Source organism: Solidesulfovibrio magneticus RS-1 (assembly GCF_000010665.1).
In the GTDB taxonomy this organism is placed as follows: domain Bacteria; phylum Desulfobacterota; class Desulfovibrionia; order Desulfovibrionales; family Desulfovibrionaceae; genus Solidesulfovibrio; species Solidesulfovibrio magneticus.
Genome location: NC_012796.1, coordinates 3,855,588 through 3,880,089, shown reverse-complemented (window position 1 = coordinate 3,880,089; position 24,502 = coordinate 3,855,588). Strand labels below are relative to the sequence as shown.

Sequence of the window (24,502 nt, the reverse complement as noted above, 5' to 3'; positions counted from 1 at the left end):
GGGGAGGGGGAGGGAGACGGCCGCCCCTTTTGACAAGCCGACGCGGCATTGCTAGGCCGACGGCATCAGTCGGCAAAAGGGGCGGAGCATGAAGATCAGGGCAATGGCGGCGTGGTTGCTGCTGGCGGTCATGGGCGGGTTGGCCGTTCCGGGAGGGGCCTTGGCCCAGAAAGCCGATGGCCGGGTCGCGCCGCCGCCCGGGGCGCGGTACACGGCGGCGGCCCGCAGCCAATTGGTCGATGAACTGTGCCAGTGCGCCGTGGCGGCCCGCATTACCGGGGCCATGGCCCTTGGCTCCAACGACCAGGAGACCCAGCGCAAGGCCGTGGCCAGAAGCCGGGAGTTCCTGACGGCGGCCAAGACCTACATGTCGCCGCAGTATGTCGACGCCCGGTACAAATCCATGGCGCTGCCGCTTTTGACGCCCGAGCGGTTAAACGACGCCTCGGCCAACGCCTACATCCTGGAGCGCGCCCACATGTGCGCCTACATCCTGCAAAACACCCAGGAGCGCCTGCGCTACCTCAACGATCTCGCCAAGGGGCGATGACTACGGCCAAAGCACGGCACCCCGGCCAGCCAAACCCCAACGTCGTTGCGAGGGTTTCATGGTTCAAGGCTTCCGTTTCCTGGTCGTCGCCTGTCTGTTGGTGTTGGCCGTCCTGGCCCTGCCCCAAGCTGTACGGGCTTGCACCCTGTGGGCGGTAAACGGTTCTGACGTGGCCGGCGGCGGTTCCCTGCTGGTCAAAAACCGCGACTATCCGCCGGGCCATCCGACCTCGTTTGCCCTGGTGACGCCCAAGTACGGCCACAAGGTCATGGCCATGCTGTCCACGGGCACGGGCCAGCCGACCATGGTCGGCGGCGTCAACGAAAAGGGGCTGGCCGTGATCACGGCGGCGGTGGGTTCCATCCCGCGCGCCGAGCGCAAAAGGCGCACCCAAGCCGGCGGCCTGGTCTATCCGGTGCGGCCCATGCTGGAGCGGTTCGCCACGGTGCGCGAGGTGGTGGCCGCCAAGGACCTGCTGGCCGGCGTGCGCCCCATTTTCGCCATCGTGGCCGACGCCCATGAGGTGGCCGTGCTGGAATCCTCGGGCCAGGCCTGGAAGATCGAGGTCATGGCGCGCGAGGCGTTCACGGCCCACACCAACCATCCGCTTTTGGTCGATACCCCGGACATGCGCCAGGAGCCGGACGCGCCCGGGAGTGTTGTGCGGTTAAACCGCATCCGGGAACTGTGGGCGGCGCTCAAAAAACCGGCCGATCTGGCCGCCGTGGCCGCCCTGGCCCAGGATCAGGCCGACGGGCCGGACCGGTCGATCCTGCGCACCGGCTCGGCCCCGGGCAAGGCCCGCACCGTGGGCTTGCTGGCCGCCTGGCTGCCGCCGGCCGGCGGCGCGCCAAAGGTCATCATCCGGGTCATCGACCCGTTGGGCGCGGGCCAAGCCGAGGCAAGCCTGACCCTGGACGCCGCCTTCTGGAATGCGGCCCCGCCTCCGGGGCAGTCGCGCATCCTTTTGCAGTAGTGTCGCGTCCCTTCAAAAATACTATCGTTTTTTTTGAAGGGACGCTCAGTCCATGTCGGGCAAAAGCACCGCGCCGTCGAACTTGCCGTCCGGGCCGATGTGCAGGCGCAGCATCCGGCCGCCGCTGTTTAATATCCCGATCTCGATGGAAAAGGTCTGGCCGTCCACGGAGTGCCAGCCGCCGACGTCGTGCTTGACGTGTTTACCAGACTTGTTGGCCTCGATGGCCTGCCAGATCTCGCAGACATCCTTGGCGTTGACCTCGGCGAGGCTTTGCATGAGCTTGTGCAGATCCTGCATGTGCATCGGCGGACTCCTGTTGGATGGGGGTTGGGGCGCGGGTCAGAAGAGCCAGATGTGTTCGAGGTCGGCCCCGTCGCGGCCTTCGGTGCGCCGCTCCCGGATGACCTTGGCCGGCCGTCCGGCCGCCACCATGCCGTCGGGCACGTCGTGGACGACCAGGGAGCCGGCGGCCACGATGGCCTGCCGGCCCACGGTCACGCCCGGCAGCAGGATCGCTCCGGCGTAGACCTTGGCGTAGTCGCCAACGGCCACCGGCCGGTAAATGCGCTCGATGTGCGAGGCTTCGCCGTGGCTGTGGGTGAAAACCCGCACGTCCTCGGCCAGGGCCACGCCGTCGCCCAGGGTCACGCCGCCCTTGGCGTCGAGATAGACGTTGCGGTTTAAAAACACGCCTTCGCCCACCCGCAGCAGCCGGGCGAAGTTGAAGCGCACGTTTTCCTCGGCGGTAAAGGCCGCCCCGCAGGCCCCGAACAGCCGCCGGGCCAGCAGCCGCCGAAAGGGGATGGCAAAGGGTACGATAAGCGACAGGGGCAGCTTGTCGAAGGCGTCCCACAGGAAATGCATGTGGCGCTCGCCTGGGGTGAAGGGATGCTCCTCGGCCTTGGGCAGGGTTTCGGCGTAGAGGGAGATGCGGCTGACGGTGTCATATTCCAGGGGCGGCGCTTCGATGATGGCCAGAAGCTCCAGCACGGCCTCGGGTTCGTGGACGCGGGAAAGGAGCTCTTCCGCCTGGCGCAGGCGGCAGGAAAACCAGTGGGGCACGGCGGTTCCTCCCGGTGTGGCGGCAAAGCCGGGGCAGGGGCGTTTTCTGACAAATCCGACGCTTGGCCGGGGGACGACAGCCTCATGGAGCGTCCCGAAAAAAATACGAGGGTATTTTTTAAGAAAAACGTATGGTTTTTAGATGTTGCCTACGAAATGCCCTATACGCTTTTCGTGGACGCGGCACGAGTCGGGCGCTGCCCCGCGTCGTCGCCAGCCCGGTGTCGCGGGCGTAGGGCGAGACTGGCCCAGGATAGGCGAGAGGGCCGCGCCAGGGCAAGGGCCGCGAGGATTGCCGGCCGGGCGGGACCACAAAAAAAAGACCGGCCGTCCCTGGGGGACGGCCGGTCCTTGTGCCGGCGAGAGGGCCGCGCCCGGGCAGGGGCGGGCTATTCCGGCTTCTGGCGGCGTTCCCAGAGCTTCATGTCCTTCATCTTGGCCCGGCGTTCCCGGGCCAGGGACTTGCAGGCCAGGGCCTGGGTCTTTTTAAAGCCGTACTTGGCCCGGTACTCCTCGGGAGTCAGGCCGTGGGAGGCCAGGTGCTTGCGGGTGATGACCTTGAAGGATTTGCCGCACTCCAAACAGGCAATGGAGGCTTCCTTAATGGACTTCTTGGGGTCCATGCCGGGAGCGGCCGCTTCTTCCTGTCCGAGGACAGGCTGGCCCGTGGTCAAGGCGGCAATGCCGCTGGCCACGGATTTGACCATGCTCAAAATTTCTTCCTCGGTCATGGGACGCGAGCCGGCCTGGGCTTTGACGATCTCCAGGGCGCTTTGCAGATACTCTTCCATGGATTTCCTCTCAATGAATTCAAATTGGAGTCGGCGGTATACAGAGTGTTCTGGTAGGAATCAAGTCCCATTGTACACGCTTTTGGGATTCCGTAAAGTGGATATTGGGTTCGCGGGATTTGGCCGTTTACTGCATTGTCCGTCCCGCCCGGGAGGGCGCGAACGTCTGGACCACCGCAGTGCTGGCGCAGGGACTTTGCCCGGGTATTTCGCCGAGGACGGCAGGCTGGCGTTGCGGGGCGTTGTTGCGCTCGCTTGGGGAGTGTTGCCCGGAGCGGAGGGTGTTGCCCACATGTCCTCGTGGTGCTAATAATGGCTGTAAGAACCATGACGGAAGATGGTTGCTCCGTCACCGGTTCGGAGCCTTTGGGGCGTGCGTGAGCGGGCAGAGGGGATTTCCATGGTCGTTGCCTTGTCGGTCGATGGGGAGGAAGGACGCGGCACGGGTTTCCCCGTAGCCGGGGTCGTGGTCGGGGATGGCGGGCGCCTCGGGTTTTTTTTGGCTGCCCTGCCCGCTGACTGCCCCGCAGCCGTGGTGGTGCTGGCGACCGGGCCGGGGCCTTGGGACCTGACCGCCCTGGCTGGGCCGGGCCGGCCGTCCGTGGTTGCGGCAGAAAGCGGAGCGAGGCTTTCGCCGGGAGTGGTGTACCTGGGCTTGGCCGGCGACGGCTGGACCGTGGCCGGCGACCAGTTGCGGCAACATTCGCCGGGGCTGGCCGATGACCCCGCTGATCTGTTTTTCGCCTCCCTGGCCCGGGAGTGCGGGCCGTGCGCGGCTGCGGTCCTGCTGGACGGCGGCGCGACGGCCGGCGTGCGGGCCGTGCGGGCCGCCGGGGGACTGGTGTTGGCCGCCGGTGACGCGCAGGAGCTTCCGGGCGCGTTTGCCGGGCCGTGGAGCGGCGCGGTGCCTGACGCGGTCCTGCCGCCGGCCGCCATGGGGGCGGCCCTGGCCGCTTATTGGTCCGACCTGGGTTGTGGCGTTCCAGGCGGCCGGCCGGCCGTCCAGACGGACCCGCGCCAGACGGAGTCGGACCATGCGGCACTGGGGCGGGTGCGGGAACTGCTGGCCGCCTTGGCCAACCACGACGCCCAGGACTACAAGAGCGGCACGCTCATGCGCCGCTGCAAGAAACGCATGATGTTGGCGGCAAGCCCGAGCCTGGCCGACTACGCCGACCGCCTGGCCGACGATCCCGAGGAACTGGCCCGGCTTTTTGACGACATGCTCATCGGCGTCACCGCGTTTTTCCGCGATCCCGAAGCCTTTGCCCTGATCGAGAACATGGCCCTGCCCGACATTCTGGGCCGGCTGGAACCCGGGGAAGTCATGCGGGTCTGGGCGGCGGCCTGTTCCACCGGCGAGGAAGCCTACAGCCTGGCCATGCTTCTGGCCGAGCGTCCCGAGGTCCGGGAGGGCCAGCGGGCGATCAAGCTTTTCGCCACCGACATCGACGCCAAGGCCCTGGAAACGGCCCGGCGGGGCGTCTACCACGCCCGCCATGCCGCCGCCCTGTCCCCGGGCCGGCGCGAGGCCTTTTGCCGCCCAAGCGGCAACGCCTGCCAGATGGCCCGGCAGCTGCGCGAATCCATGGTCTTTGCCGTGCACAACTTGTTGCGCGACCCGCCCTTTCTGGGCATGGATCTGATCGTCTGCCGCAATTTTCTGATTTACTTGAATCCCGAAGCCCAGGCCAAGGTGCTGTCGCTTTTTGCCCATGCCCTGCGTCCCGGCGGCTATCTGCTCCTGGGGCCGGCCGAGGCCATCGGTTCGGCCCAGGCTTTTTTCGCCACCGTGGACAAGTCCTGGCGACTGTTTCGGCGCATGCCGGCCACGGCCGCCGTGCCGTCGCCCACGCGGTTCGTGCCCCCGCCGGCGTTGGCCCAGCCCGACAACGCGCCGCTTCGGACCGTCGCTCCCAACCATGAAGGGCTGGCCGAGGCCTCGCTTCTGGCCCGCTATGCTCCGCCGGCCGTGCTGGTGACACCCCAGGAACAGATCGTGCGCTTTGTGGGCGATCTCAATGCGTTTTTGGAGCTGGCTCCGGGCGAGCCGAGCCTGTCCCTGGGCAAACTCGTGAAAAAAACCCTGCGTCCGGCCGTGCGCGAGGTGCTGGCCGCCGTGGCCCGGGACGGCGGCGAGCAAGCGGCTGGGCCGGCCGCCCTGCCTGGCGTTGCCGGCGGCGTGCTGGTGCGCGGCCTGCCCGTGACCGACGCCTGGGGCGGGCAGGCCTATACGTTGCTCGTCTTCGAACCCCAGCCCGCGGGGCCGGCCGCCGCGCCGACCGCTTCGCCGCCGCCCGAGCAGGTCGAGCTGGTCGTGCGCTACGAGACGGCTTTGGAGCGTCTGGGCGACGACCTGGGCCGGGCCGTGTCGCGCTACGAAACCCTGACCGAGGAGCTGCGCGCCGCCAACGAGGAGCTGGTCGGGGCCAACGAGGAGCTGCAATCCTCTAACGAAGAGATGGACGCCTCGCGCGAGGAACTCCAGTCGCTCAACGAGGAACTCAATTTCGTCAACGCCGAGCTCCAGCACAAAGTCGATGAACTGGCCAAGGCCCGGGGCTTTGTGGAAAACCTCCTGGCCGCCACCAACGTCCCGACCCTGGTCCTGGACGCCTCGCTGGCCGTGGCGCGCTTCACTCCGGCGACGACCTGCCTGTTTCATTTCGCGCCAACCGACCTCGGCCGGCCCATAGTCAATATCAAGACCACGTTCGAGGCCTCGCGCCTGCTCGATGACTGCCGGCAGGTCCTGGCCGGAGCCGGGATCATCGAACGCGAGGTGCGCTGCGAGGACGGCCGCTGGTTTGTCCTGCGGGTCTATCCCTTCCGGTCGCCCGAGGGTGCGGTGGACGGCGTGGTGCTGACCTTTGGCGAGGTGACGGCGCTCAAGGAGGCCGAGGCGGTGCTGCGCCGGGGCCAGGCCGAACTGGAAGCGCTGGTGGCCCGGCGCACCGAGGAACTGCGCGAAAAGGCCCGGCTCCTGGATCTCGCCCCGGTCATGGTGCGTGACCTCGACGGCCGGATCACCTATTGGAACACCGGCGCCCAGGAGCTTTTCGGCTACGCCCCGCAAGAAGCCCTGGGTCAGGTCTCCTGGGAGCTGCTGTCCACCGAGTTTCCCCAGCCGGTCCCGGTCATCATGGAGGAGTTGCTGCAAAAAGGCCGCTGGACCGGGGAACTGCGCAAGCGGGCCAAGGACGGCCGGCCCATTGATCTGGCCGTGACCTGGGTGCTCAACCGCGACGCGGCCAGCCGGCCGGTCTCCCTCCTGGAGGTGGCCAGCGACGTCACCGAGCGCAACCGCCTGGAAGAACAGGCCCGGCGCTGGGACCGGGTGTTTCAAAGCGCCGAGTTCGGCCTGGCCCATGTCAACGCCAAGGACAACACCTTCATCGAGGTCAATCCGGCCTTTGCCCGACAGCGGGGCTATGAACCGGACGAACTCCTGGGCAAGCCGCTCTTCCAGCTCATCCCCGAGGAGGACCGGCTCCGGGTCGGCCAGGCCATCGCCGGCTTTGACGCTGCGGGCCACGGCGTGGTGGAGACCGAGCATATCCGCAAGGACGGCAGCCGGTTCCCGGTCCTGGTGGAAGTGACCACCCTGCGCGACGCCGCCGGCACCACGATTTCGCGCGTGGCCTACGCCCTGGACATCTCCGAGCGCAAGCAGGCCGAGGAGGCGCTTCGCGACATGGCCCGGTTCCCGGGGGAAAACCCCAATCCGGTGCTGCGCGTTCTGCCCGACTTCACGGTTGTCTACGCCAACCCAGCCAGCCTGGAGCTTTTGGAATCCTTGGGCGGCGCACCGGGCCAGCCCCTGCCCCAGGCCCTGCTTCCCCTGGCGGCGGCGGCCTTTGGCCAGGGCGTGCGGGCCAGCGGCGAAATCGGCGTGGGCTCCCGCCTGTTCGCCTTTTTCGTCCAGCCCGTGCCCGGCCGCGGCTACGCCAACGCCTACGGCCTGGACATCACCGAGCGCAAACGGGCCGAGGAGGCCCTGGCCGCCAGCGAAGCCCGTTACCACGGCCTGTTTGAAGCCATGGCCGAGGGCATGTGCCTGCTGGCCATGGTGCGCGACGAGGCCGGGGAGGTGGTCGATTACCGCATCCTGGACGTCAACCCCGGCTACGCGGCCATCCTTGGCATCTCCCGGGAGCAAGCCACGGGCGGCAGCGTGCGGGAGATCTACGGGGTGGACGCGCCGCCCAATCTCGACGTTTACCAGCGTATCGTGGAAACCGGCCGGCCCGAATCCTTCGAGACCTATTTCCCACCGCTGCGAAAACACCTGGGTGTCTCGGCCATGCGCACCGGGCCGGACCAGTTCGCCGTGATTTTCGAGGACGCCACGGCCCGGGTCGAGGCAACAAACGCCCTGGCCCGCAGCGAGGAACGGCTGCGCCAGCTCGTGGAGTCCGCCCCGGACGCCATCATCGTCCAGTGCGAGGGCAAATTCGCTTCGGTCAATGCGGCGGCGGCCCGCCTGTTTGGCGCCGCCAGGCCCGAAGCGTTGATCGGCCAAGACATCCTGCCCATGATCCACCCCGATTCTCGTGAAACCGTTCGGCATCGCATCCGCAGCGTCAACGAGGGCCGAAGCAGTCAGCCTCTGGTGGAACTACGCTACCAACGCCTGGATGGAAGTTCGGTCCCCGTGGAAGCCGTGGCCGTGCCTTTCGAGCACCAGGGCAAGCCGGCGAGCCTCGTCTTTACCCGCGACATCACCGAACGGCTCCGGGCGGCCGAGGAAAAACGCCGTCAAGACGCCCTGGCCGCGGCCGTGGCCCGCATCCAGGGGGCCTACGTCTCGGGCCAGTCCGCCGAAGCGATTTTTGCCGCGGCCCTGGCCGAGGTGGTGGCCGCCACGAAGAGCTGCTTCGGCTTCGTGGCCGAACTCGTTGAGGATGCCTCGGGACGCCCCGTCCAGCGGCTTCTGGCCGTGTCCGACCGCTGCAAGGATGGGGTTTCCGGGCCGATGTTGTCTTCCGAGACCGCCCGCAAACTGGTCTTTGCCGCCACGGACGAGCTTTTGGCCGCCGCCTGCCAGGCTGGCGAACCGGTCATCGCCAACGAACCAACCGGCGACCCCGGAGGCTGCGGCCGGTTGCCCGAGGGCCATCCGCCCCTTGAGGCTTTTCTGGGACTTCCGTTGCTGCATGGGCAGGAATGCGTGGGGGCCATCGGCCTGGCCAACCGGGCGGGCGGTTACGACGCGGCCCTGGCCGAGCAGATCCGCCCCCTGGCCGAGGCCTGCGCCCGGATCATCGAACGCCTGCGCCTAGACCGCCGGCTCATTGCCGCCAAAAAGGCGGCCGAGGCGGCCAGCCGCTCCAAGTCCGAATTCCTGGCCAACATGAGCCACGAGATCCGAACGCCCTTAAACGGCGTGCTCGGGATGCTCCAGTTGCTCGACGGCACGGACCTCGACGCGGAACAGGGCGAATACGTGGACAACGCGGTCAAGGCCTCCAAGCGGCTCACGCGCCTGCTCTCGGACATCCTTGATCTGTCCCTGGTGGAGTCGGGCCGGTTGGTCATCCGCCAGGAAGCCGTGGACCCGGCCGACCTGCGCGGCGCGGTCATGGACCTGTTTTCCCTGCCGGCCCGGGAGAAAGGCCTGGCCCTGTCCGTGGCCCTCGATCCGTCCCTGCCCGGGCGTTTGTGGGCTGACGAGGCCAGACTGCGGCAGATTCTCTTCAACCTCGTGGGCAACGCCGTCAAATTCACCGACGCCGGGGGCGTGTCCGTGCATATCGCTCCGGCCTCCCGGCAGTTCGACGCGGCCTTCCATCTGCTGGTCATCGTGACCGACACCGGCATCGGCATCCCCGACGACGAACTGGGCGTCATTTTCGAGCCGTTTGGCCAAGTGGAGGGCGTCTATGTGCGCCGGTTCGGCGGCGCCGGGCTGGGGCTGTCCATCGTGCGCCGGCTGGTGCGGCTCATGGGCGGCGAGATCGCCGTGGAAAGCGAGCTCGGGCGAGGCACGTCCTTCCACGTGTCCCTGCCCTTGGCCCGCCATGTGTCGGGCGGGCCGGTTTCGGCCCAGCCGCCGGTCAGGCCGTCCCAGGACGGCCCCAGGCCCTTGCGGCTGCTTCTGGCCGAGGACGATGCCGTCAGCCTCATGAGCTTTGCCCGGATGCTCGAAAAAGCCGGCCATGCCGTGGACGTGGCCGAAAACGGGGCCGAGGCGGCGGCCAAGGCTGCCCGCGCGACCTATGACTGCATCCTCATGGACGTGCAGATGCCGGTGATGGACGGCGTGGCCGCCACCCGGGCCATCCGCGAAAACGCCGCCCTGGGGGACCGGGCCAAAACGCCCATCGTGGCCATGACCGCCTACGCCATGGCCGGGGACCGGGAAAAATTCCTGGCCGCCGGCATGGACGACTACGTGAGTAAGCCCGTGGACGCCAAGGAACTGGAGCGGGTGTTGGCCCGGGTGACCGGGCGCGGGCAGGATTGATGCGGCCGGCCGGGAGAGAGGTAACGGGCTGGATTTAGCCGATCAGCCGGGGAAAGAGCACTCGGGCTGAGGCCGGCTTCTCCCGTGTCGCGTCCGCGAAAAGCGCCTATGGTGTTTTGTAGTCAAAAAGCTAAAACCATTTGTTTTTCTTAAAAAATACTATCGTATTTTTTAAGGGACGCGACATTAGGCAGGGCGCGAACCGGCATCCCGCCGCATGCCGGCGCGAAAGGCCTTTGAGCCTCTCGCGCCGGCGTTGTCGTTTACTGGGCCATCATAGGCTTGTAGTGCATGGGGATCTTGATCTTGGGGTCAAGCTGCTTGGCCTTGGCGAAGTCGGCCTTGGCCTCGTCGAGCTTGGACATGGCCCCGTAGCTCAAGGCCCGGTTCTTGTAGTAGACGGCCTGGGGCTTGCCGGCCTTGCTGTGTTCAATGGCCTTGGTCAGATCGGCCACGGCTTCGGCGTGCTTGTTCTGCATGGCCAGGATACGGGCCCGATCATAATAGGCGGCGGTATAGTCGGGGTTGAGGTTGATGGCCTTGTCGAGATCGGCCAGGGCCTCGGCGGTCATCTTCTTGTTGGCGTAGGCCGTGCCCCGGTTGGTCAGGGCCAGGGGCACAAGCTCCTTGGGCGTGGCCGGATTGTCGATGACCTTGGTCAGAAGGGCGATGCCGTCGTTCCAATGGCGGTCGTTCACGGCGGCCACGCCCTTGGCGTAATCGGCGTTTATGGGATTGACGGCGGCGTGCTTCTTGGCCAGGGCCGGGGATGCGGCAAAGAGCAAGGCGGCAAAGGCAAGAATGAGGATGTCGCGAAGCTTCATCGTAAGCCTCCGTGGTGTTGAAGGTTGAGAGCCTTCTTGTATCGTATGGGGCCAAGTGAGGTTTTTGGCAAGAGGAGAGGCTTGATTATTGGTCTATGTCGGTAGAATTGTAATGTATGGCGTCGTTTCATTCTTGCATTGTTGTATAATGAAAACAGTTTAGACAGAAAGAGACATGTTGAATATAGTTGTTGTATAGTCACAATGTCGAGTAAATAACCGTCAGGATTCTGGATGTACTTTTCCGTTCAGCTGCTTGTTGTCATGGGGTGGCCCGGATGTCGCCAGCCGTGATCAGGCCCGGCCCGATCCGATCCGGTCCGCTGGGTCGCAAAAAAGCCCGCGACAGCGAACCGTCGCGGGCTTTGTCGTTGCGCCGGCCCGGCAGGGCGTCGGCTAGAAGTCGTAGTTGTAGGAAGCCACGTAGTCCTTGATGCGCTTGTGGGCGGCGTCGATGCGGGTACGCAGGTCCTTTTTGTACTGTTCCAGGTCCAAGGTCTTGGTGGCAACGCCCGTGTCCATGGCCGCCTTGGCCACGGCCGGGGCTTCCCATTCCAGCATACGGAAGTCCAGGGCCTTGGGGATGACGTAGTCGATGCCGAACTTCACGTCCTTTTCGCCGTACATGTCCATGACCTCGACGGGCACGGGCTCCTTGGCCAGGGCGGCCAGGGACTTGGCGGCGGCCATCTTCATTTCCTCGTTGATCTTCTTGGAGCCGGCGTCAAGCGCCCCGCGGAAGATGAACGGGAACCCCGAGACGTTGTTGACCTGGTTGGGGAAGTCCGAGCGGCCGGTGCCCATGATGGCGTCGGGGCGGGCTTCCTTGGCGTCGTTGTAGGGGATCTCCGGGTCCGGGTTGGCCATGGCGAAGATGATGGGATTCTTGGCCATGCTCTTGACCATGTCCTTGCTGACCAGTCCCTTGGTGGACAGGCCCAGGAACACGTCGGCGTCCTTGAAGGCTTCGGCCATATTGGCAAAGGCCTTTTTCTGGGCGAACTGGGCCTTGGTCGGGTGCAGATCGGTGCGGCCGGCGTGGATGTGGCCCTTGGAGTCGAACATGGCGATGTTGGCCTGATCGACGCCCAGCGCCACATAGAACTTGGAGCAGGCGATGGCCGCCGCGCCCGCGCCGGAGACCACGATTTTGAGGTCCTCGATCTTCTTGCCGGCGATCTCCAGGGCGTTGATGATGCCCGCGCCGGAGATGATGGCCGTGCCGTGCTGGTCGTCGTGGAACACCGGAATGTCCATGATCTCGATCAGGCGCTGCTCGATCTCGAAGCACTCCGGGGCCTTGATGTCTTCGAGGTTGATGGCCCCGAAGGTCGGCTCGAGGAGTTTGACCGTTTCGATGATCTTCTCGGGGTCCTTGGTGTTGAGGTTGATGTCGTAGACGTCGATGTCGGCGAAGGTCTTAAACAGCACGCCCTTGCCTTCCATGACCGGCTTGCCGGCCAGCGCGCCGATGTTGCCCAGGCCCAGGACGGCCGTGCCGTTGGAGACCACGGCCACGAGGTTGCCGCGGTTGGTGTACTTCCAGCCAAGCTCAGGATCGGCGGCGATGGCCAGGCAGGCCTGGGCCACGCCCGGCGAATAGGCCAGGGAGAGGTCTTTCTGGTTCCGGCAGGGCTTTATGGGCACGACTTCCAGTTTGCCCGTGCGCCAGACCGAATGGTAGTTCAGGGCTTCTTCCTTGGTGAAAAGCGCCATTGTGATACCTCGCTTGGTTGGTTTCCCGCGTTGTTACGCGTCGGCGGAATCTTCCGCCGCGTTGTCCGGTGGCATGTCGGTCGCCGCGCCGCCGAGCAGGCGGTCGGCGATGGCCTTGGCCGCCCGGCGTCCGGCGCCCATGGCCGAGATGACGGTGGCCGCGCCGGTGACGATGTCGCCGCCGGCAAAGACATTGGGAATGGACGTCTCGCCCGTGGCCGGATCGGCCACGATGTAGCCCCGGCGATAGGTCTCCAGGCCCGGGGTGGTCTGGCTGATGAGCGGGTTGGCGCCGGTGCCCACGGCCACGATGGCCATGTCGGCTTCCAGGGTACAGGTGTCGCCCTGGCAGGCCACCGGCGAGCAGCGGCCCGATTCGTCGGGTTCGCCAAGCTCCATGCGCTGGAGCACGATTTGTTTGAGCCGCCCGGTTTCGTCGCCGATAAATTCCACCGGGGCGTTCAGGCACAGGATGTCGAGGCCTTCTTCCTTGGCGTGGTGAAGTTCCTCGCGGCGACACGGCATTTCGTGTTCGGTGCGGCGGTAGGCCAGGGAGACCTTGTCCGCGCCAAGGCGCATGGCCGTGCGGGCGGCGTCCATGGCCACGTTGCCGCCGCCGAAGACGACGACATGCTTGGCCGGGAAGGTCGGGGTGTCGGTGGCCGGGAACTTGTAGGCCCGCCCGAGGTTCACCCGGGTCAGGTACTCGTTGGCCGAGAACACGCCGATGAGGTTTTCGCCGGGCACGCCCAGAAAGCGCGGCAGGCCGGCTCCGACGCCGATGAAGACGGCGCTGTAGCCCGACTCCAGCAGCTCGGGCACGGTGATGGTCTTGCCGCCGACCCAGTTCGTTTTAAATTCCACGCCCAGGGCCTTCATGGCCTCGACTTCCTGGCGCACCACGGCCTTGGGCAGGCGGAATTCGGGAATGCCGTAGACGAGCACGCCGCCGACCTCGTGCAGGGCCTCGAAAACCGTGACCGGGATGCCCCGGGCGGCCAGATAGCCGGCGCAGGTGAGGCTGGCCGGCCCCGAGCCGATGCAGGCGACTTTCAGGTCGTCGCGCGGCATGGAACAAGCCGGGCCGCCGGTGACGGTCTCGCAGGCGGTCTTGGCCAGGTGGGTGTCGGCGACAAAGCGTTCCAGCCGGCCGATGGCCACGGGTTCGCCTTTCTTGCCGACGATGCACGACCCTTCACACTGGGTCTCCTGGGGGCAGACCCGGCCGCACACGGCCGGCAGGGAATTGGTCTGGCGCAGCACGGCGTAGGCTTCGTCAAGGTCGCCGGCCGTGATCTGTTTGATGAACCCGGGGATGTCGATCTCCACGGGACAGCCCTTGCGGCAGGCGGGTTTTTTGCATTGCAGACAGCGGCCGGCCTCGGCCAGGGCCATCTCGGCCGTGTAGCCCAGGGCCACTTCCTCGAAGTTGCGGGCCCGGACCTTGGGATCCTGCTCGGGCATGGCCGTGCGGGGGGCTTTCGCTTTCTTACTTGGAGCAGTTGCAGCCATGGCTCTTGAACTCCTCGTAGGAAAGACGTTCCTGATCCTTGAAAGCCGTCAGCCGGGCTCCAAGCTCGCCGAAATCCACGGCATGGCCGTCGAATTCCGGACCGTCCACACAGGCGAAACGAGTCTCGCCGCCAACGCTCACCCGGCAGGCGCCGCACATGCCGATGCCGTCAACCATGATGGAGTTGAGGCTCACCGTGGTCTTGACGCCAAACGGCCGGGTGGCCTCGGCCACGGCCCGCATCATGGGCACCGGGCCGACGGCCACCACTTCGGCCACGGTCTTGTCGTTTTCGAGCATTTCGACGAGCAGGTCCGTGACCAGCCCTTGCCGGCCGCAGCTGCCGTCGTTGGTGGCAATGAGCACCTCGGGGCAAAAGGAGCACAGTTCGTCTCGAAACAGCAGCAGATCCTCGCAGCGCGCGCCGATGATGGTCACCACCAGGTTGCCGGCCATGTGGTGGCCTTTGGCGATGTGGTGCATGGCCGCGATCCCGGTGCCGCCGCCGACGCAGATGACCGGGCCGTCCACTTTGTGGATCTCGGTCGCGCGTCCCAGCGGTCCGCACAGGTCCAGGATGTCGTCGCCGGCATCCAGGGTCTCGAGATGGGCGGTGGTCTTGCCCATGACGAGATAGACCAGGGTGATGGTGCCTGTCTCTTTGTCGGCGTCGGCGATGGTCAGGGGAATGCGTTCCCCGTCCTCCCACACCCGAAGGATCACGAAGTTGCCGGGCAAGGCCTTGGCCGCGATATGCGGGGCCTCGATGACCAGCTCGCTGGTCATGCCCGGAATCAGTTTGCGCTTGCGCAGGATCCGGCTTGGCATTGGGGCTCCGATGCGCGCCGCGCGGCGCGTCTAGCCGAGGTTCGGTTTCACGTACAGCTCCCCGCCATGACAATCGTTTATGACCAGAAGCGGGAAGTCCTTCACCGTCAACTCCCGTATAGCCTCAGGGCCAAGGTCTTCGTAAGCGATGACCTTGGCGTCGGTGATGCGCTGCGACAGCAGCGCGCCGGCTCCGCCGGTGGCGCCCAGGTAGACCGCCTTGTGTTCGGCCAGGGCGGCCTTGACCTCGTCGCTGCGCTTGCCCTTGCCGATGGTGCCCTTAAGCCCCAGCGAATGCAGACGCGGGGCATAGGTGTCCATGCGGTAGCTCGTGGTCGGACCGGCCGAACCGATGGGGCGTCCCGGAGGCGCGGGAGAAGGCCCGACATAGTAGATGAGCGCGCCTTTGAGGTCAAAGGGCAGGGGATTTCCCGCGTCCAGGGTCTCGACGAGCCGTTTGTGGGCGGCGTCGCGGGCGGTGTAGATGTGGCCGGTGATGAACACCACGTCGCCGGTCTTGAGCTTTTCGACGTCAGCGTCGGTGATGGGCGTGGTCAGATGATGTTCGGCCATTAGAAGATGACCTCCTTGTGGCGGGCGCTGTGGCACTGGATGTTGACGGCCAGGGGCAGGCTGGCCAGGTGGCACGGCGCGACCAGGATCTTGACGCCAAGGCTCGTGGTCTTGCCGCCAAGGCCCATGGGGCCGATGCCCAGGGCGTTAATGGCGGCCAGCAGTTCGTCCTCGAGCTTGGCGATCTCGGGGTCGGGATGGGTGTCGTCCAGTTCGCGCATGAGCGCCTTTTTGGAATTGACCGCGGCCAGTTCGAAGTTGCCGCCGATGCCGACGCCGACGATGGTGGGCGGGCAGGGGTTGGGGCCGGCCTCGGCCACGCGGTTGACCACGAAGTCCTTGATGCCCTTCCAGCCCTGGGCCGGGGAGAGCATGGTGACGCGCGACATGTTTTCCGAGCCGCCGCCCTTGGCCATCATGGTGATTTTGAGCGTGTCGCCGGGCACGATGTCGAAGTGGATGATGGAGGGCGAGTTGTCGCCGGTGTTTTTGCGGGTAAAGGGATCGCAGGAGGATTTTCGCAGAAACCCGTCCTTGTAACCGGTAATCATGCCGTCGTTTATGGCCTCGCGCAGGGTCGAGCCTTCCACTCGCACGTCTTCGCCGGCCTCGACGAAAAAGACGGCCAGGCCGCAGTCCTGGCACAGGGGCAGTCCGGTGTCCCGGGCCAGGTCGGCGTTTTCCAGGAGCTGGCGGAAGATTTCCTTGGCGGCCGGGGCTTCCTCGGCGGCGTGGGCGGCCTCGAAGGCGGCGCGCACGTCGGCGGGCAGCTCGCGGTTGGCCGCGATGCACATGGCGGCCACGGCTTCGCGGATGTCCTTGGCTTGTACGATCTTCATGCTAGAAGTCCTTTTTAAGGAACTTGGGCAGGATGTTTTTGACGGCGGCCAAAGCCATCTTGCGGCGCAGCTTGCCGAGCTGTTCTTGGAGCGGAATCTGCTTGGGGCAGACGTCTTCGCAGGCGAGTAAGCCCATGCAGCCGAAGATGCCTTCGTCGGTGCCGACGATGTCGAAGTAATCTTTCTCGGTGCGCTGGTCGCGGGGATCAAGAATGAACCGGGCGAGCCTGTTTAGGGCCACCGCGCCGAGGAAGTCCTCGCGCATGAGCGCCGTGCCGCAGGCGCCCACGCAGCAGCCGCATTCGATGCAGCGGTCCAGCTCGTAAATCTGCTCGGCCAGGGCGTTGTCCATGCGCTCTTCCTGAGCCTTGGGGTCGAATTTCTTGTCGGTGTGCACCCAGGATTCGACCTTCTGGTACATGCCGCGAAACCAGGTGCCGGTATCCACGGACAAGTCGCCCACCAGCTTGAAGACCGGCAGGGGCATGAGCGTGATCTCGGCGGGCATTTCCTTGGTCTTGGTGTGGCAGGCCAGTCCCGGCCGGCCGTTAATGACCATGGCGCAAGCGCCGCAGATGCCGGCCCGGCAGCAGAAGTCGAACATCAGGGTCGGGTCGATTTCCTCGCGGATGCGGTTGAGCGCAATAAAAAGGGTCATGCGCTCGGTTTCGTCCAGGGTGAATTTGTCCATATGCGGCGAGGAAGCCGGATCGGACGGGTTGTACCGGAATATATTGAAAGTCAGCGTTCTGCCCATTGTCTTCTCCTTTTCGCTCACAAACAGCGACACCCTCGCGCCGCCGCGTCATCCCCCATGTCGGGGGTCCGGGGGGCTGAGCCCCCCGGCCGCCGGAGGCCTCTTCCCAGCACTCCCCGCATTACCCATTCATGGGAATGATCTTGCCGCCGCCGTAGCCGCGGTCGCCGGGGGGCATTTCGAAGACGTGGGTGGCCGGTTCGTAGTTGAGCGTCGGCAGATCGGCCCCGTCGGCCCAGGTGGCCAGGGTGCGGGTCAGCCAGTCGCGGTCGTTGCGTTCGGGGAAGTCCTCGCGGGTGTGCGCGCCGCGCGATTCGGTGCGCTTGAGTGCTCCGTAGGCCACGCACAGGGCGAGCTTGACCATGCCTTCGATTTTGAGCGCCATGGTCAGCTCGGGATTGGCTCCCTTGCCGTTTGAGCGCAGGCCGACGCGGCGGGCGCGGCCCAGGATCTCCTGGAGTTCGGCCACGCAGGTTTCGAGATCCTTGCCGTTACGGAAGATGCCGGCTCCCTTCATGATGGAGTCGAACATGGCGTTGCGCACGGTGTAGGGGTTCTCGCTGCCGTTCTTGCAGGCGACGAGATCGGCGATGCGGGCGTTTTGCTTGTCCATGGCATCGCGCACCGAGGCGGTCTTGATGACGGTCTCGGAACCTTTGAGGAATTCGACGATCTTGCCGCCGATGATCATGCCGGCGACCACGGTTTCGGCCAGGGAGTTGCCGCCCAGGCGGTTAAACCCGTGCATGTCCCAGCAGGCCGATTCGCCGGCCGAGAACAGGCCTTTTAAGCCGTAGGCCGCGCCGTCCTTGTTGGTGCGCACGCCGCCCATGGAATAGTGCTGGGTGGGGCGCACGGGGATGAGCTGGTAGACCGGATCGACGCCAAGGAACGACTGGCAGATCTCGTCGACCTCGCGCAGCTTGGTGCGGATGTGGGCTTCGCCCAGGTGGCGGATGTCGAGCCAGAGGTGGTCGCCGTAGGGGGAAGGCACGCCCAGGCCCTTGCGCATGTGTTCGGTCATGCGGCGGGACACGACATCGCGGGAGGCCAGTTCGGCCTTGTCCGGCTCGTAATCCGGCATGAAGCGGTATTCGTTCTTATCGAGCAGCGTGCCGCCGTCGCCGCGGCAGCCTTCGGTGACGAGGATGTCGGTGGGCACGATGCCGGTGGGGTGGAACTGCACGGCTTCCATGTTGCCCAGGGGCACCACGCCGGTGTCCAGGGCGGTAATGAGGCCGCCGCCGTCGCAGATGACGGCGTTGGTGGACTCGCGGTAGATGCGGCCGAAACCGCCGGTGGCAATGAGCGTGGCCTTGGCCAGGTAGGCGGTCAGCTCGCCGGTCTTGAGACAGCGGGCGATGACGCCCATGCAGGTGTCGCCATCGTGGATGAGCGCGATGGCCTCGACCTTGTCGATGACGCTGACCCCCATCTGGGCGGCCCGGTTGTCCAGGGTGTACAGGACGCAGTGCCCGGTGCCGTCGGAGGTGTAGCAGGTGCGCCACTTGGCCGTGCCGCCGAAGTTGCGCGAGTGGATGAGTCCCTCGTTTTCGGGCTTTTCGAAGGCCGTGAAGGGCTTGCCGCCTTTGTAGTAGGTCTGTTCGCCGGGCACGACGCGGTTCCAGGGCACGCCCCAGAAGGCCATCTGGCGCATGGCGATGGGGGCGGCGTCGACAAAGAGCCGAGCCACTTCCTGGTCGCAGCCCCAGTCGGAGCCCTTGACGGTGTCGGCGAAGTGGACGTCCGGGGAGTCGCCCTCGCCCATGGCCGAGTTGCCAAGCGCCGCCTGCATACCGCCCTGGGCGGCCGAGGAGTGGGAGCGCCTGGCCGGCACGATGGACAGGCAGATGACGGAAAAACCGTTGTCGGCGGCCTCGATGGCCACGCGCTCGCCGGCCAGTCCCGCGCCGACGCACAAAAGATCGGTCTGTATGATTTTCATGGCAACACCCTTATTTGAGCGGCAGGAAGTAGTAACGCAGGAGGGCAAGGACGCCGATGCCGATGAAAATGGCGGTCAGCAGATTTTCCTTTTTCTTGAGCGTCCAGCGGCCCGGCCGATCGACGAAGCCCCATTTGACCAGGATGCGGTAGAAGCCGATGCCGACGTGGAGTTCGACCATGGGCAACAGGAACAGATAGAAGACGAACCAGAACCCGGACTGGATGCGGGCGGCGGACTTTTCGGCGGTAATGGGCAGGTTGGTCAGGATCACCCAGAGGTGGATGGCGCCCATGATGAGGATGCCCATGGCCGTGACGGCCTGGACGACCCACAGCCAGGTGTCGGGATGGCGCAGGCGCTGGGCGTTGGAGAGCATGACCCGCTGCTGCTTGGTGTTAAAGGGGATCTTGCGGGCGGCCAGGACAAAGTGGACTAAAAAGGTGAGGAAAATAAGCGGCCCGCCGACTTGCGCCATGTAGGTGGCTTCGAAAAACCAGGCCAGGGCGTTCATGACCTTGGGACCGAGCAGGATGCTCGAAACCAGGATCAGGTGGGACCACATGAAAAGGATCAGGGCTGCGCCGGTGAGCATCTGCACCCAGTCGAGATAGGCTGAGAGCTTGCCAACGGGCAGTCCCTCGTGGGTGGCGGTGGTTGGAACGGACATGGGCAATCCTCCGTCGAGTGCTGGCTATTTGGAGTTGGAAGAGGGGAGGGATTCGGCCGATTCCTCGAGGATGAGCATGTCCTCGGGGTCGTCGGCGTATTCGTCGTCGTTGCCGGACAGCACGGCCTGGAGCTTGGTTTCGTTGAGCGCGCCTTCCCACTTGGCCACGACCAGGGTGGCGATGCCGTTGCCGATCAAATTGGTGATGGCCCGGGCTTCGGACATGAAGCGGTCAACGCCCAGGAGCAGGGTCAGCGAGGCCACGGGGATGGTGCCCACGGTCTGCAGGGTGGCGGCCAGGGTGATGAAGCCGCCGCCGGTGACGGCCGCCGCGCCCTTGGAAGTCAGCAGCAGGACGAAGAGCAGGTAGAGCTGGTGGCTGAGGTCCAGGGGCGTGTTGGTGGCCTGGGCCAGGAACACGGCGGCCATGGTCAGGTAGATGCAAGTGCCGTCAAGGTTGAACGAGTAGCCCATGGGCAGGCACAGGCCGACCACGGACTTGTCGGCGCCGGCGTTTTCGAGCTTGGCCATCATGCGGGGCAGGGCCGCCTCGGAGGATGAGGTGCCGAGCACGAGGAGGATTTCTTCCTTGATGTAGCACAGGTAGCGCCACAGCGAGAAGCCGGCCAGCTTGCAAACCAGGGCCAGGACCACAAAGATGAAGATGATGCAGGTCGTGTAGACGCCGAGCATGAGGTAAAGCAGCTTGAGCAGTGCCTCGTGGCCCTGGGAGGAGACCACGTAGGCCATGGCCCCGAACGCACCAAGTGGCGCGAAATACATGATGTAGTGAACGACCTTGAACAGGCCCCTCCCGAATTCGTCAATGATCTTGACGATGTTCTTGGCCTTGTCGCCGATGTTGGCCAGGCCGACGCCAAACAGGATGGAGAAGAACAGCACCTGCAGGATCTCGCCCTTGGCAAAGGCGTCGACCACGGAGGTGGGCACGATGTTCATGAGGAAGTCCACGGTGGACATCTTTTTGGCCTTGCCGGCGAAGTCCTCGACCTTGGCGATTTCCTTCTGGTTGGCCTGCATCTTGGCGGCATAGTCGTCCATGCCGGCCCCGGGCTTGTAGAGGTTGACCACGACCAGGCCGATGGCCAGGGCGAAAAGGGTCATGCTCCAGAAGTAGAGCATGCATTTGATGCCCACGCGGCCGACTTTCCCCATGTCGCCCATCTTGGCGATGCCGGTGACGACGGTGCAGAAGATGATGGGCGCGATGATCATCTTGACCATGCGGATAAAGGCCGTGCCAAAAGGCTGCATGGACTCGGCGAATCCCTTGGTGGCCGGAACGAGGCCCAGGACGATGCCGACGACGATGCCCATGATGACCCAGAAATACAGAGACTTGTAAATCGCTTTGTGGCCGCTCATGCCCACGCTCCTTGCGGGAAGCTCGTCCGCAGATCAGTGCGTCCCGCGTTTGGCCGGTTAGGCCGTGAAGTGCGCCAAGGACGGAGTAAGGCGTTTCCGTCCTGCCCTGGCCGACAGACCCTGTCAGGCGCTTTCGCGCCAAAGACGTTTGCGCCATTATAGGCAAAGAGTGTGCCAATAGTTCGGAAACGAACAATATGCTTTATATGCTTGTTTTGTTTGGTTTTTGTATGGAAAAGGGTGGGGAGGGATGCAGCGATGTGTGGCGTGCATGTGTGGCGTTTGCGCCACACATGTGGCGCAATGTGTGGCGTGTGCCACACATTGCCGGCCCCGGTTCAGCCGACGCCCAGCCGGGCCATGTTCCGATAGAGCGTGCGCCGGTCCACGCCGAGCAGTCGCGCCGCCTGGGCGCGATTGCCCGCCGCCTGGCGCAGGGCCCCGTCGATGGCCTGGCGGGTGAGGCCCCCGCGCCAGGGCCGGCCAACGGTCGCCGCAACAGCCGGCGGCGCGGGCGAGAGCAGCTCGCGCGGCAGATGGACGGCCATGATCTCGCCCTCCGGGCAGACCACGCAGGCGTGCTCCATGGCGTACTTGAGTTCGCGCACGTTGCCCGGCCAGGCATAGTCCATGAGGATGCCCATGACCTCCTCGGAAAGCCGGGTGATGGTCTTGCCGAAGTTGGCCGCGAAGTGGCGCAGGAAATGTTCGGACAAAAGCGGAATGTCCTCGGCCCGGTCTCGCAAGGGCGGCAGATGCACCTGCACCACCTTGAGGCGGTAATACAGATCGGCCCGAAACAGCCCGGCCCGGATGCGCTCGGGCAGGTCCACGTTGGTGGCGGCGATGACCCGCACGTCGGCCTTGCGCGTCTTGGCCTCGCCCACCCGCTCGAATTCCTTGGTCTCCAGCACCCGTAACAGCCCCAGCTGCAGGCGCGGCGACACGTCGCCGATTTCGTCGAGCAGGATGGTGCCGCCCTGGGCCGCCTCGAACCGGCCGACCTTGTCCCGGATGGCCCCGGTAAAGGCCCCGCGCACGTGGCCGAACAGTTCGCTGCCTAAAAGCTCGTCGGACAGGGCCGAGCAGTTGACCCGGATGAAGGGCTTTTTGGCCCTGGGGCCGCCGTAGTGGACGGCCTCGGCCACCAGTTCCTTGCCGGTGCCGGATTCGCCGGTGACCAGCACCGTGGTGTCCACCTCGCCGAGCTGGTCGAGCATGGGGTAGATGTCGCGCATGGGTTTGGATTTGCCGATGATGCCCCGGTGGCTGTGCAGGTCGGTCAGCCGGCGTTCCAGGTCGGCCAGGCGGGTGATGTCGCGGATGATGAGCACCGCGCCGACAAAGGCCCCGGCCTCGCCGGTCAGGGGCATGGAATTGATGACCACCACCCGGCCCGGATTTTGGCCCAGGCATTCCACCCGGTATTCCACCACCGGCTTTTGGGTAGCCAGGGTCTCGCGCAGGGCGGCGAAACAGCCGCGCCGGCAGGCCCCGGCCACCACCTGCTGCCCGCCCGGGCCGGTCTTGATGTCGCCGACGAAACAGACGTCGGTGAGCGCCCGGTTGGTTTTAATGACCCGCATCCGGGTGTCCACCACCACGATGGCGTCGGGGATGGCCCGGAAGATGGCTTCGAGGTTGAGGCGAAGGCTTTCCTTTTCGGCCAAAAGCTCGCGCATTTCCCCCTCGGCCCGCACCCGCTCGGTGACGTCCTGGACCATGGGCATGAGGTAGAGCGGCCGGCCGGCCACGTCGCGAATCAGCCGCACCGACAGATGGACCCAGACGATCTCGCCGTCCAGGCGCACGTAGCGCTTGTCGATCTCGTAGCGGTCGAACTCCCCGGCCATGAGGCGCTCGGCGTAGCGCACGGTCTCGGCCACGTCGTCGGGGTGGGTGACGGCCAGCATGGATTTGCCTTGCAGTTCCGAGGCGGCGTAGCCGGTGATGCGGCACAGGGCGTCGTTGACGCGAAGGAACCGGTAGTCCAGCGACAGGATGGAGGCGCCGATGGGCGACTGGTCAAAGGTGCGGCGAAATTTCTCCTCGCTTTCGCGCAGCACGCCCTCGGCCTGCTTGCGGTCGGCCACGTCGCGCACGATCCAGACGCTGTGGTGGGGGCCGTCCTTGTGGGGAAAGCCGCTGGCCGAGACTTCCAGGGGCACGGTCCGGCCGTCCGGGCCAATCCCGGTCAGTTCGCCGCGAAACCGGCCGCCCTCGGCCAGGGCGGCCAGGGCGGCCTCGCGACGGCCGTCGTCGTCGGCGATGAGGCCGGCGATGCCGGCTCCGGCCAGATCGGCCTGCTTGCGGCCAAAAATGCGTTCGGATTCCGGGTTGGCCGTGACGATGGCCCCGGATGCGTCGCACAGGATGACGCCGTCGATGCTGCCGGTGACGATGGAGCGGTAGCGCTCCAGGATGTCGTTGTAGGCTTCCTCGGCCCGTTTGCGGGCCGTGATGTCGATGTTGAGGCCCTCGATGTAGCGGGGCTCCCCGGCTTCGTCGCGCACGAGCCGGGCCGCCTGGGAGATCCATTTGACGGTGCGGTCCTTGCGGTAAAAGCGCGTCTCCAGGCCCGTGACCTTGCCGTCGATGGACAGGCGCTCCAGGAGCCGGTCGCGGTCGGCCGGGTCGACGTAGAGTTCGGCCCGCAGGTCGGACAGGGCGGTGATCATGTCGGCCGGGCCGTCGTAGCCGAGGATGGCGGCCAGGGCCGGATTGACGTCGAGGAAGCGGCCGCCGGGGGTGGACTGGAAGATGCCTTCCACGGCGTTGGTGAAAAATCCCCGGTACTTGTCGAGGTCGGCCACCAGCGGCGTCACGTCGGCCAGGGAGAAGACGTAGACCGGTTCTCCGGCCAGACGCAGCGGCCGGCGCGACAGCACGAACCAGCGCAGGCCCTCGTCCGGGGCGTTGCGGGAAACCAGCGTTCCCCGGCCGGCCGGCGGCTCGTGGACCGACTCCGACAGGCCGAGCTGGGTCCAACGCGGGGCCACCGCGCCCGAGAGGTCGAGGCCAAGCAACCGTCTGGCCTCGGCGTCGGCCTCGGCCACGGTTCCGTCGTCGCCGACCAGGACCACGCCCACGGCCAGGGGATCGTAAGGCGGCATGGACGAGGCGCGGCTAGCGGGGAACGACGGTGGAAATGGAATTTTTCGGCGATCCCGAGACGATGCGGCGGCTCACGGCCAGATAGACCAGGGCCTTGCGCTTGTCGTCATAAAGGCGCGTCACTTCGGTGTCCTTGAACAGCACCGAGGTTCCTTCGGAGAACACCTTCTTTTTCTTGGGGAACTTCTCGGGCAGCGTCACCGGGCAGGTCTGCTGGCAGTCCAGGGAGAATTCCGAGGGGTCCTCGGCCAGTCCCACGGCCCCGGACACGCCGCCGGTGCGGGCCTGGCTCATGTAGCAGGTGACACAGGGCACGTCGGGGTCGTTAAAGGCGCTGACGCAGACCTTGTGGTTGGCCCCAAGGAGCTTCCATTCGGTGGTGACGCAGTCGATGTCCTCGGCCCAGGCCGGCAAGGCGGCGGCCAGGACGAGGAGGGCCAGGCATAGCGGGCGGATGGTGCGCAACATACGGGCCTCCGGAGATTTGCC

General features: G+C 65.7%; 18 protein-coding genes. 3 read left to right on the top strand and 15 right to left on the bottom strand.

Annotated elements, in window-relative coordinates; translation table 11 throughout:
• Positions 1-88: 88 nt before the first annotated feature.
• Together DMR_RS16235 and DMR_RS16230 are read left to right on the top strand one after the other, a co-directional pair.
• The gene (locus DMR_RS16235; RefSeq protein ID WP_015862080.1) at positions 89-550 is read left to right on the top strand and encodes a hypothetical protein; all 462 of its coding nucleotides are present in this window, start codon (positions 89-91) and stop codon (positions 548-550) included.
• Between the two features lie 58 nt (positions 551-608).
• Positions 609-1,526, top strand: coding sequence for a carcinine hydrolase/isopenicillin-N N-acyltransferase family protein (locus DMR_RS16230; RefSeq protein ID WP_015862079.1), 918 nt, complete (start codon positions 609-611; stop codon positions 1,524-1,526).
• A 45-nt stretch (positions 1,527-1,571) separates the two neighbouring features.
• Here the strand turns inward: DMR_RS16230 and DMR_RS16225 are convergent, their stop codons facing one another.
• The 3 genes from DMR_RS16225 to DMR_RS16215 form a co-directional block, all read right to left on the bottom strand.
• Positions 1,572-1,832 carry a hypothetical protein gene (locus tag DMR_RS16225; RefSeq protein ID WP_015862078.1) on the bottom strand — a complete coding sequence of 87 codons (261 nt, stop codon included), beginning with the start codon at positions 1,830-1,832 and terminating at the stop codon, positions 1,572-1,574.
• Positions 1,833-1,868: 36 nt separating this feature from the next.
• A complete protein-coding gene (locus tag DMR_RS16220; protein WP_015862077.1) occupies positions 1,869-2,591 on the bottom strand; it encodes an acyltransferase in 723 nt (240 codons plus the stop codon).
• 389 nt (positions 2,592-2,980) lie between these two features.
• Complete coding sequence (locus DMR_RS16215; RefSeq protein WP_015862076.1) at positions 2,981-3,382, bottom strand: MucR family transcriptional regulator; 402 nt, start codon at positions 3,380-3,382, stop codon at positions 2,981-2,983.
• 400 nt (positions 3,383-3,782) lie between these two features.
• Here DMR_RS16215 and DMR_RS16210 point away from each other — a divergent pair, with 400 nt between their 5' ends.
• A complete protein-coding gene (locus DMR_RS16210; protein WP_043600919.1) occupies positions 3,783-9,848 on the top strand; it encodes a PAS domain S-box protein in 6,066 nt (2,021 codons plus the stop codon).
• Between the two features lie 263 nt (positions 9,849-10,111).
• Here DMR_RS16210 and DMR_RS16205 read toward each other — a convergent pair whose 3' ends face one another.
• From DMR_RS16205 to DMR_RS16150, 12 genes are all read right to left on the bottom strand, one after another.
• Complete coding sequence (locus DMR_RS16205) at positions 10,112-10,672, bottom strand: tetratricopeptide repeat protein (RefSeq protein WP_015862074.1); 561 nt, start codon at positions 10,670-10,672, stop codon at positions 10,112-10,114.
• A 396-nt stretch (positions 10,673-11,068) separates the two neighbouring features.
• Positions 11,069-12,388, bottom strand: a complete 1,320-nt coding sequence (locus tag DMR_RS16200; RefSeq protein ID WP_015862073.1) for a malic enzyme-like NAD(P)-binding protein — start codon at positions 12,386-12,388, stop codon at positions 11,069-11,071.
• A 33-nt stretch (positions 12,389-12,421) separates the two neighbouring features.
• The gene (gene gltA / locus DMR_RS16195) at positions 12,422-13,900 is read right to left on the bottom strand and encodes an NADPH-dependent glutamate synthase (RefSeq protein ID WP_015862072.1); all 1,479 of its coding nucleotides are present in this window, start codon (positions 13,898-13,900) and stop codon (positions 12,422-12,424) included.
• The gene (locus DMR_RS16190) at positions 13,878-14,729 is read right to left on the bottom strand and encodes a sulfide/dihydroorotate dehydrogenase-like FAD/NAD-binding protein (protein WP_015862071.1); all 852 of its coding nucleotides are present in this window, start codon (positions 14,727-14,729) and stop codon (positions 13,878-13,880) included. The genes gltA and DMR_RS16190 overlap by 23 nt, the downstream gene beginning before the upstream one ends.
• Positions 14,730-14,759: 30 nt before the next feature.
• The gene (locus tag DMR_RS16185) at positions 14,760-15,302 is read right to left on the bottom strand and encodes a Fe-S-containing hydro-lyase (RefSeq protein WP_015862070.1); all 543 of its coding nucleotides are present in this window, start codon (positions 15,300-15,302) and stop codon (positions 14,760-14,762) included.
• On the bottom strand, positions 15,302-16,141 hold the full coding sequence (locus DMR_RS16180; RefSeq protein WP_015862069.1) for a fumarate hydratase: 840 nt from the start codon (positions 16,139-16,141) through the stop codon (positions 15,302-15,304). Before DMR_RS16180 ends, DMR_RS16185 begins: the two co-directional genes overlap by 1 nt.
• Position 16,142: 1 nt before the next feature.
• Entirely contained in the window at positions 16,143-16,898 is a 756-nt protein-coding gene (locus tag DMR_RS16175) for a fumarate reductase iron-sulfur subunit (RefSeq protein ID WP_015862068.1), read from the bottom strand.
• Between the two features lie 121 nt (positions 16,899-17,019).
• Positions 17,020-18,843 (bottom strand): fumarate reductase flavoprotein subunit, encoded by a 1,824-nt coding sequence (locus tag DMR_RS16170; RefSeq protein ID WP_015862067.1) that lies wholly within the window; start codon positions 18,841-18,843, stop codon positions 17,020-17,022.
• A gap of 10 nt (positions 18,844-18,853) precedes the next feature.
• The gene (locus tag DMR_RS16165; RefSeq protein ID WP_015862066.1) at positions 18,854-19,513 is read right to left on the bottom strand and encodes a hypothetical protein; all 660 of its coding nucleotides are present in this window, start codon (positions 19,511-19,513) and stop codon (positions 18,854-18,856) included.
• 24 nt (positions 19,514-19,537) lie between these two features.
• Entirely contained in the window at positions 19,538-20,899 is a 1,362-nt protein-coding gene (gene dctA / locus DMR_RS16160; protein ID WP_015862065.1) for a C4-dicarboxylate transporter DctA, read from the bottom strand.
• Positions 20,900-21,237: 338 nt separating this feature from the next.
• The gene (locus DMR_RS16155; protein ID WP_015862064.1) at positions 21,238-24,012 is read right to left on the bottom strand and encodes a PAS domain S-box protein; all 2,775 of its coding nucleotides are present in this window, start codon (positions 24,010-24,012) and stop codon (positions 21,238-21,240) included.
• Positions 24,013-24,025: 13 nt separating this feature from the next.
• The gene (locus DMR_RS16150; protein WP_015862063.1) at positions 24,026-24,481 is read right to left on the bottom strand and encodes a CreA family protein; all 456 of its coding nucleotides are present in this window, start codon (positions 24,479-24,481) and stop codon (positions 24,026-24,028) included.
• Positions 24,482-24,502: the final 21 nt, after the last annotated feature.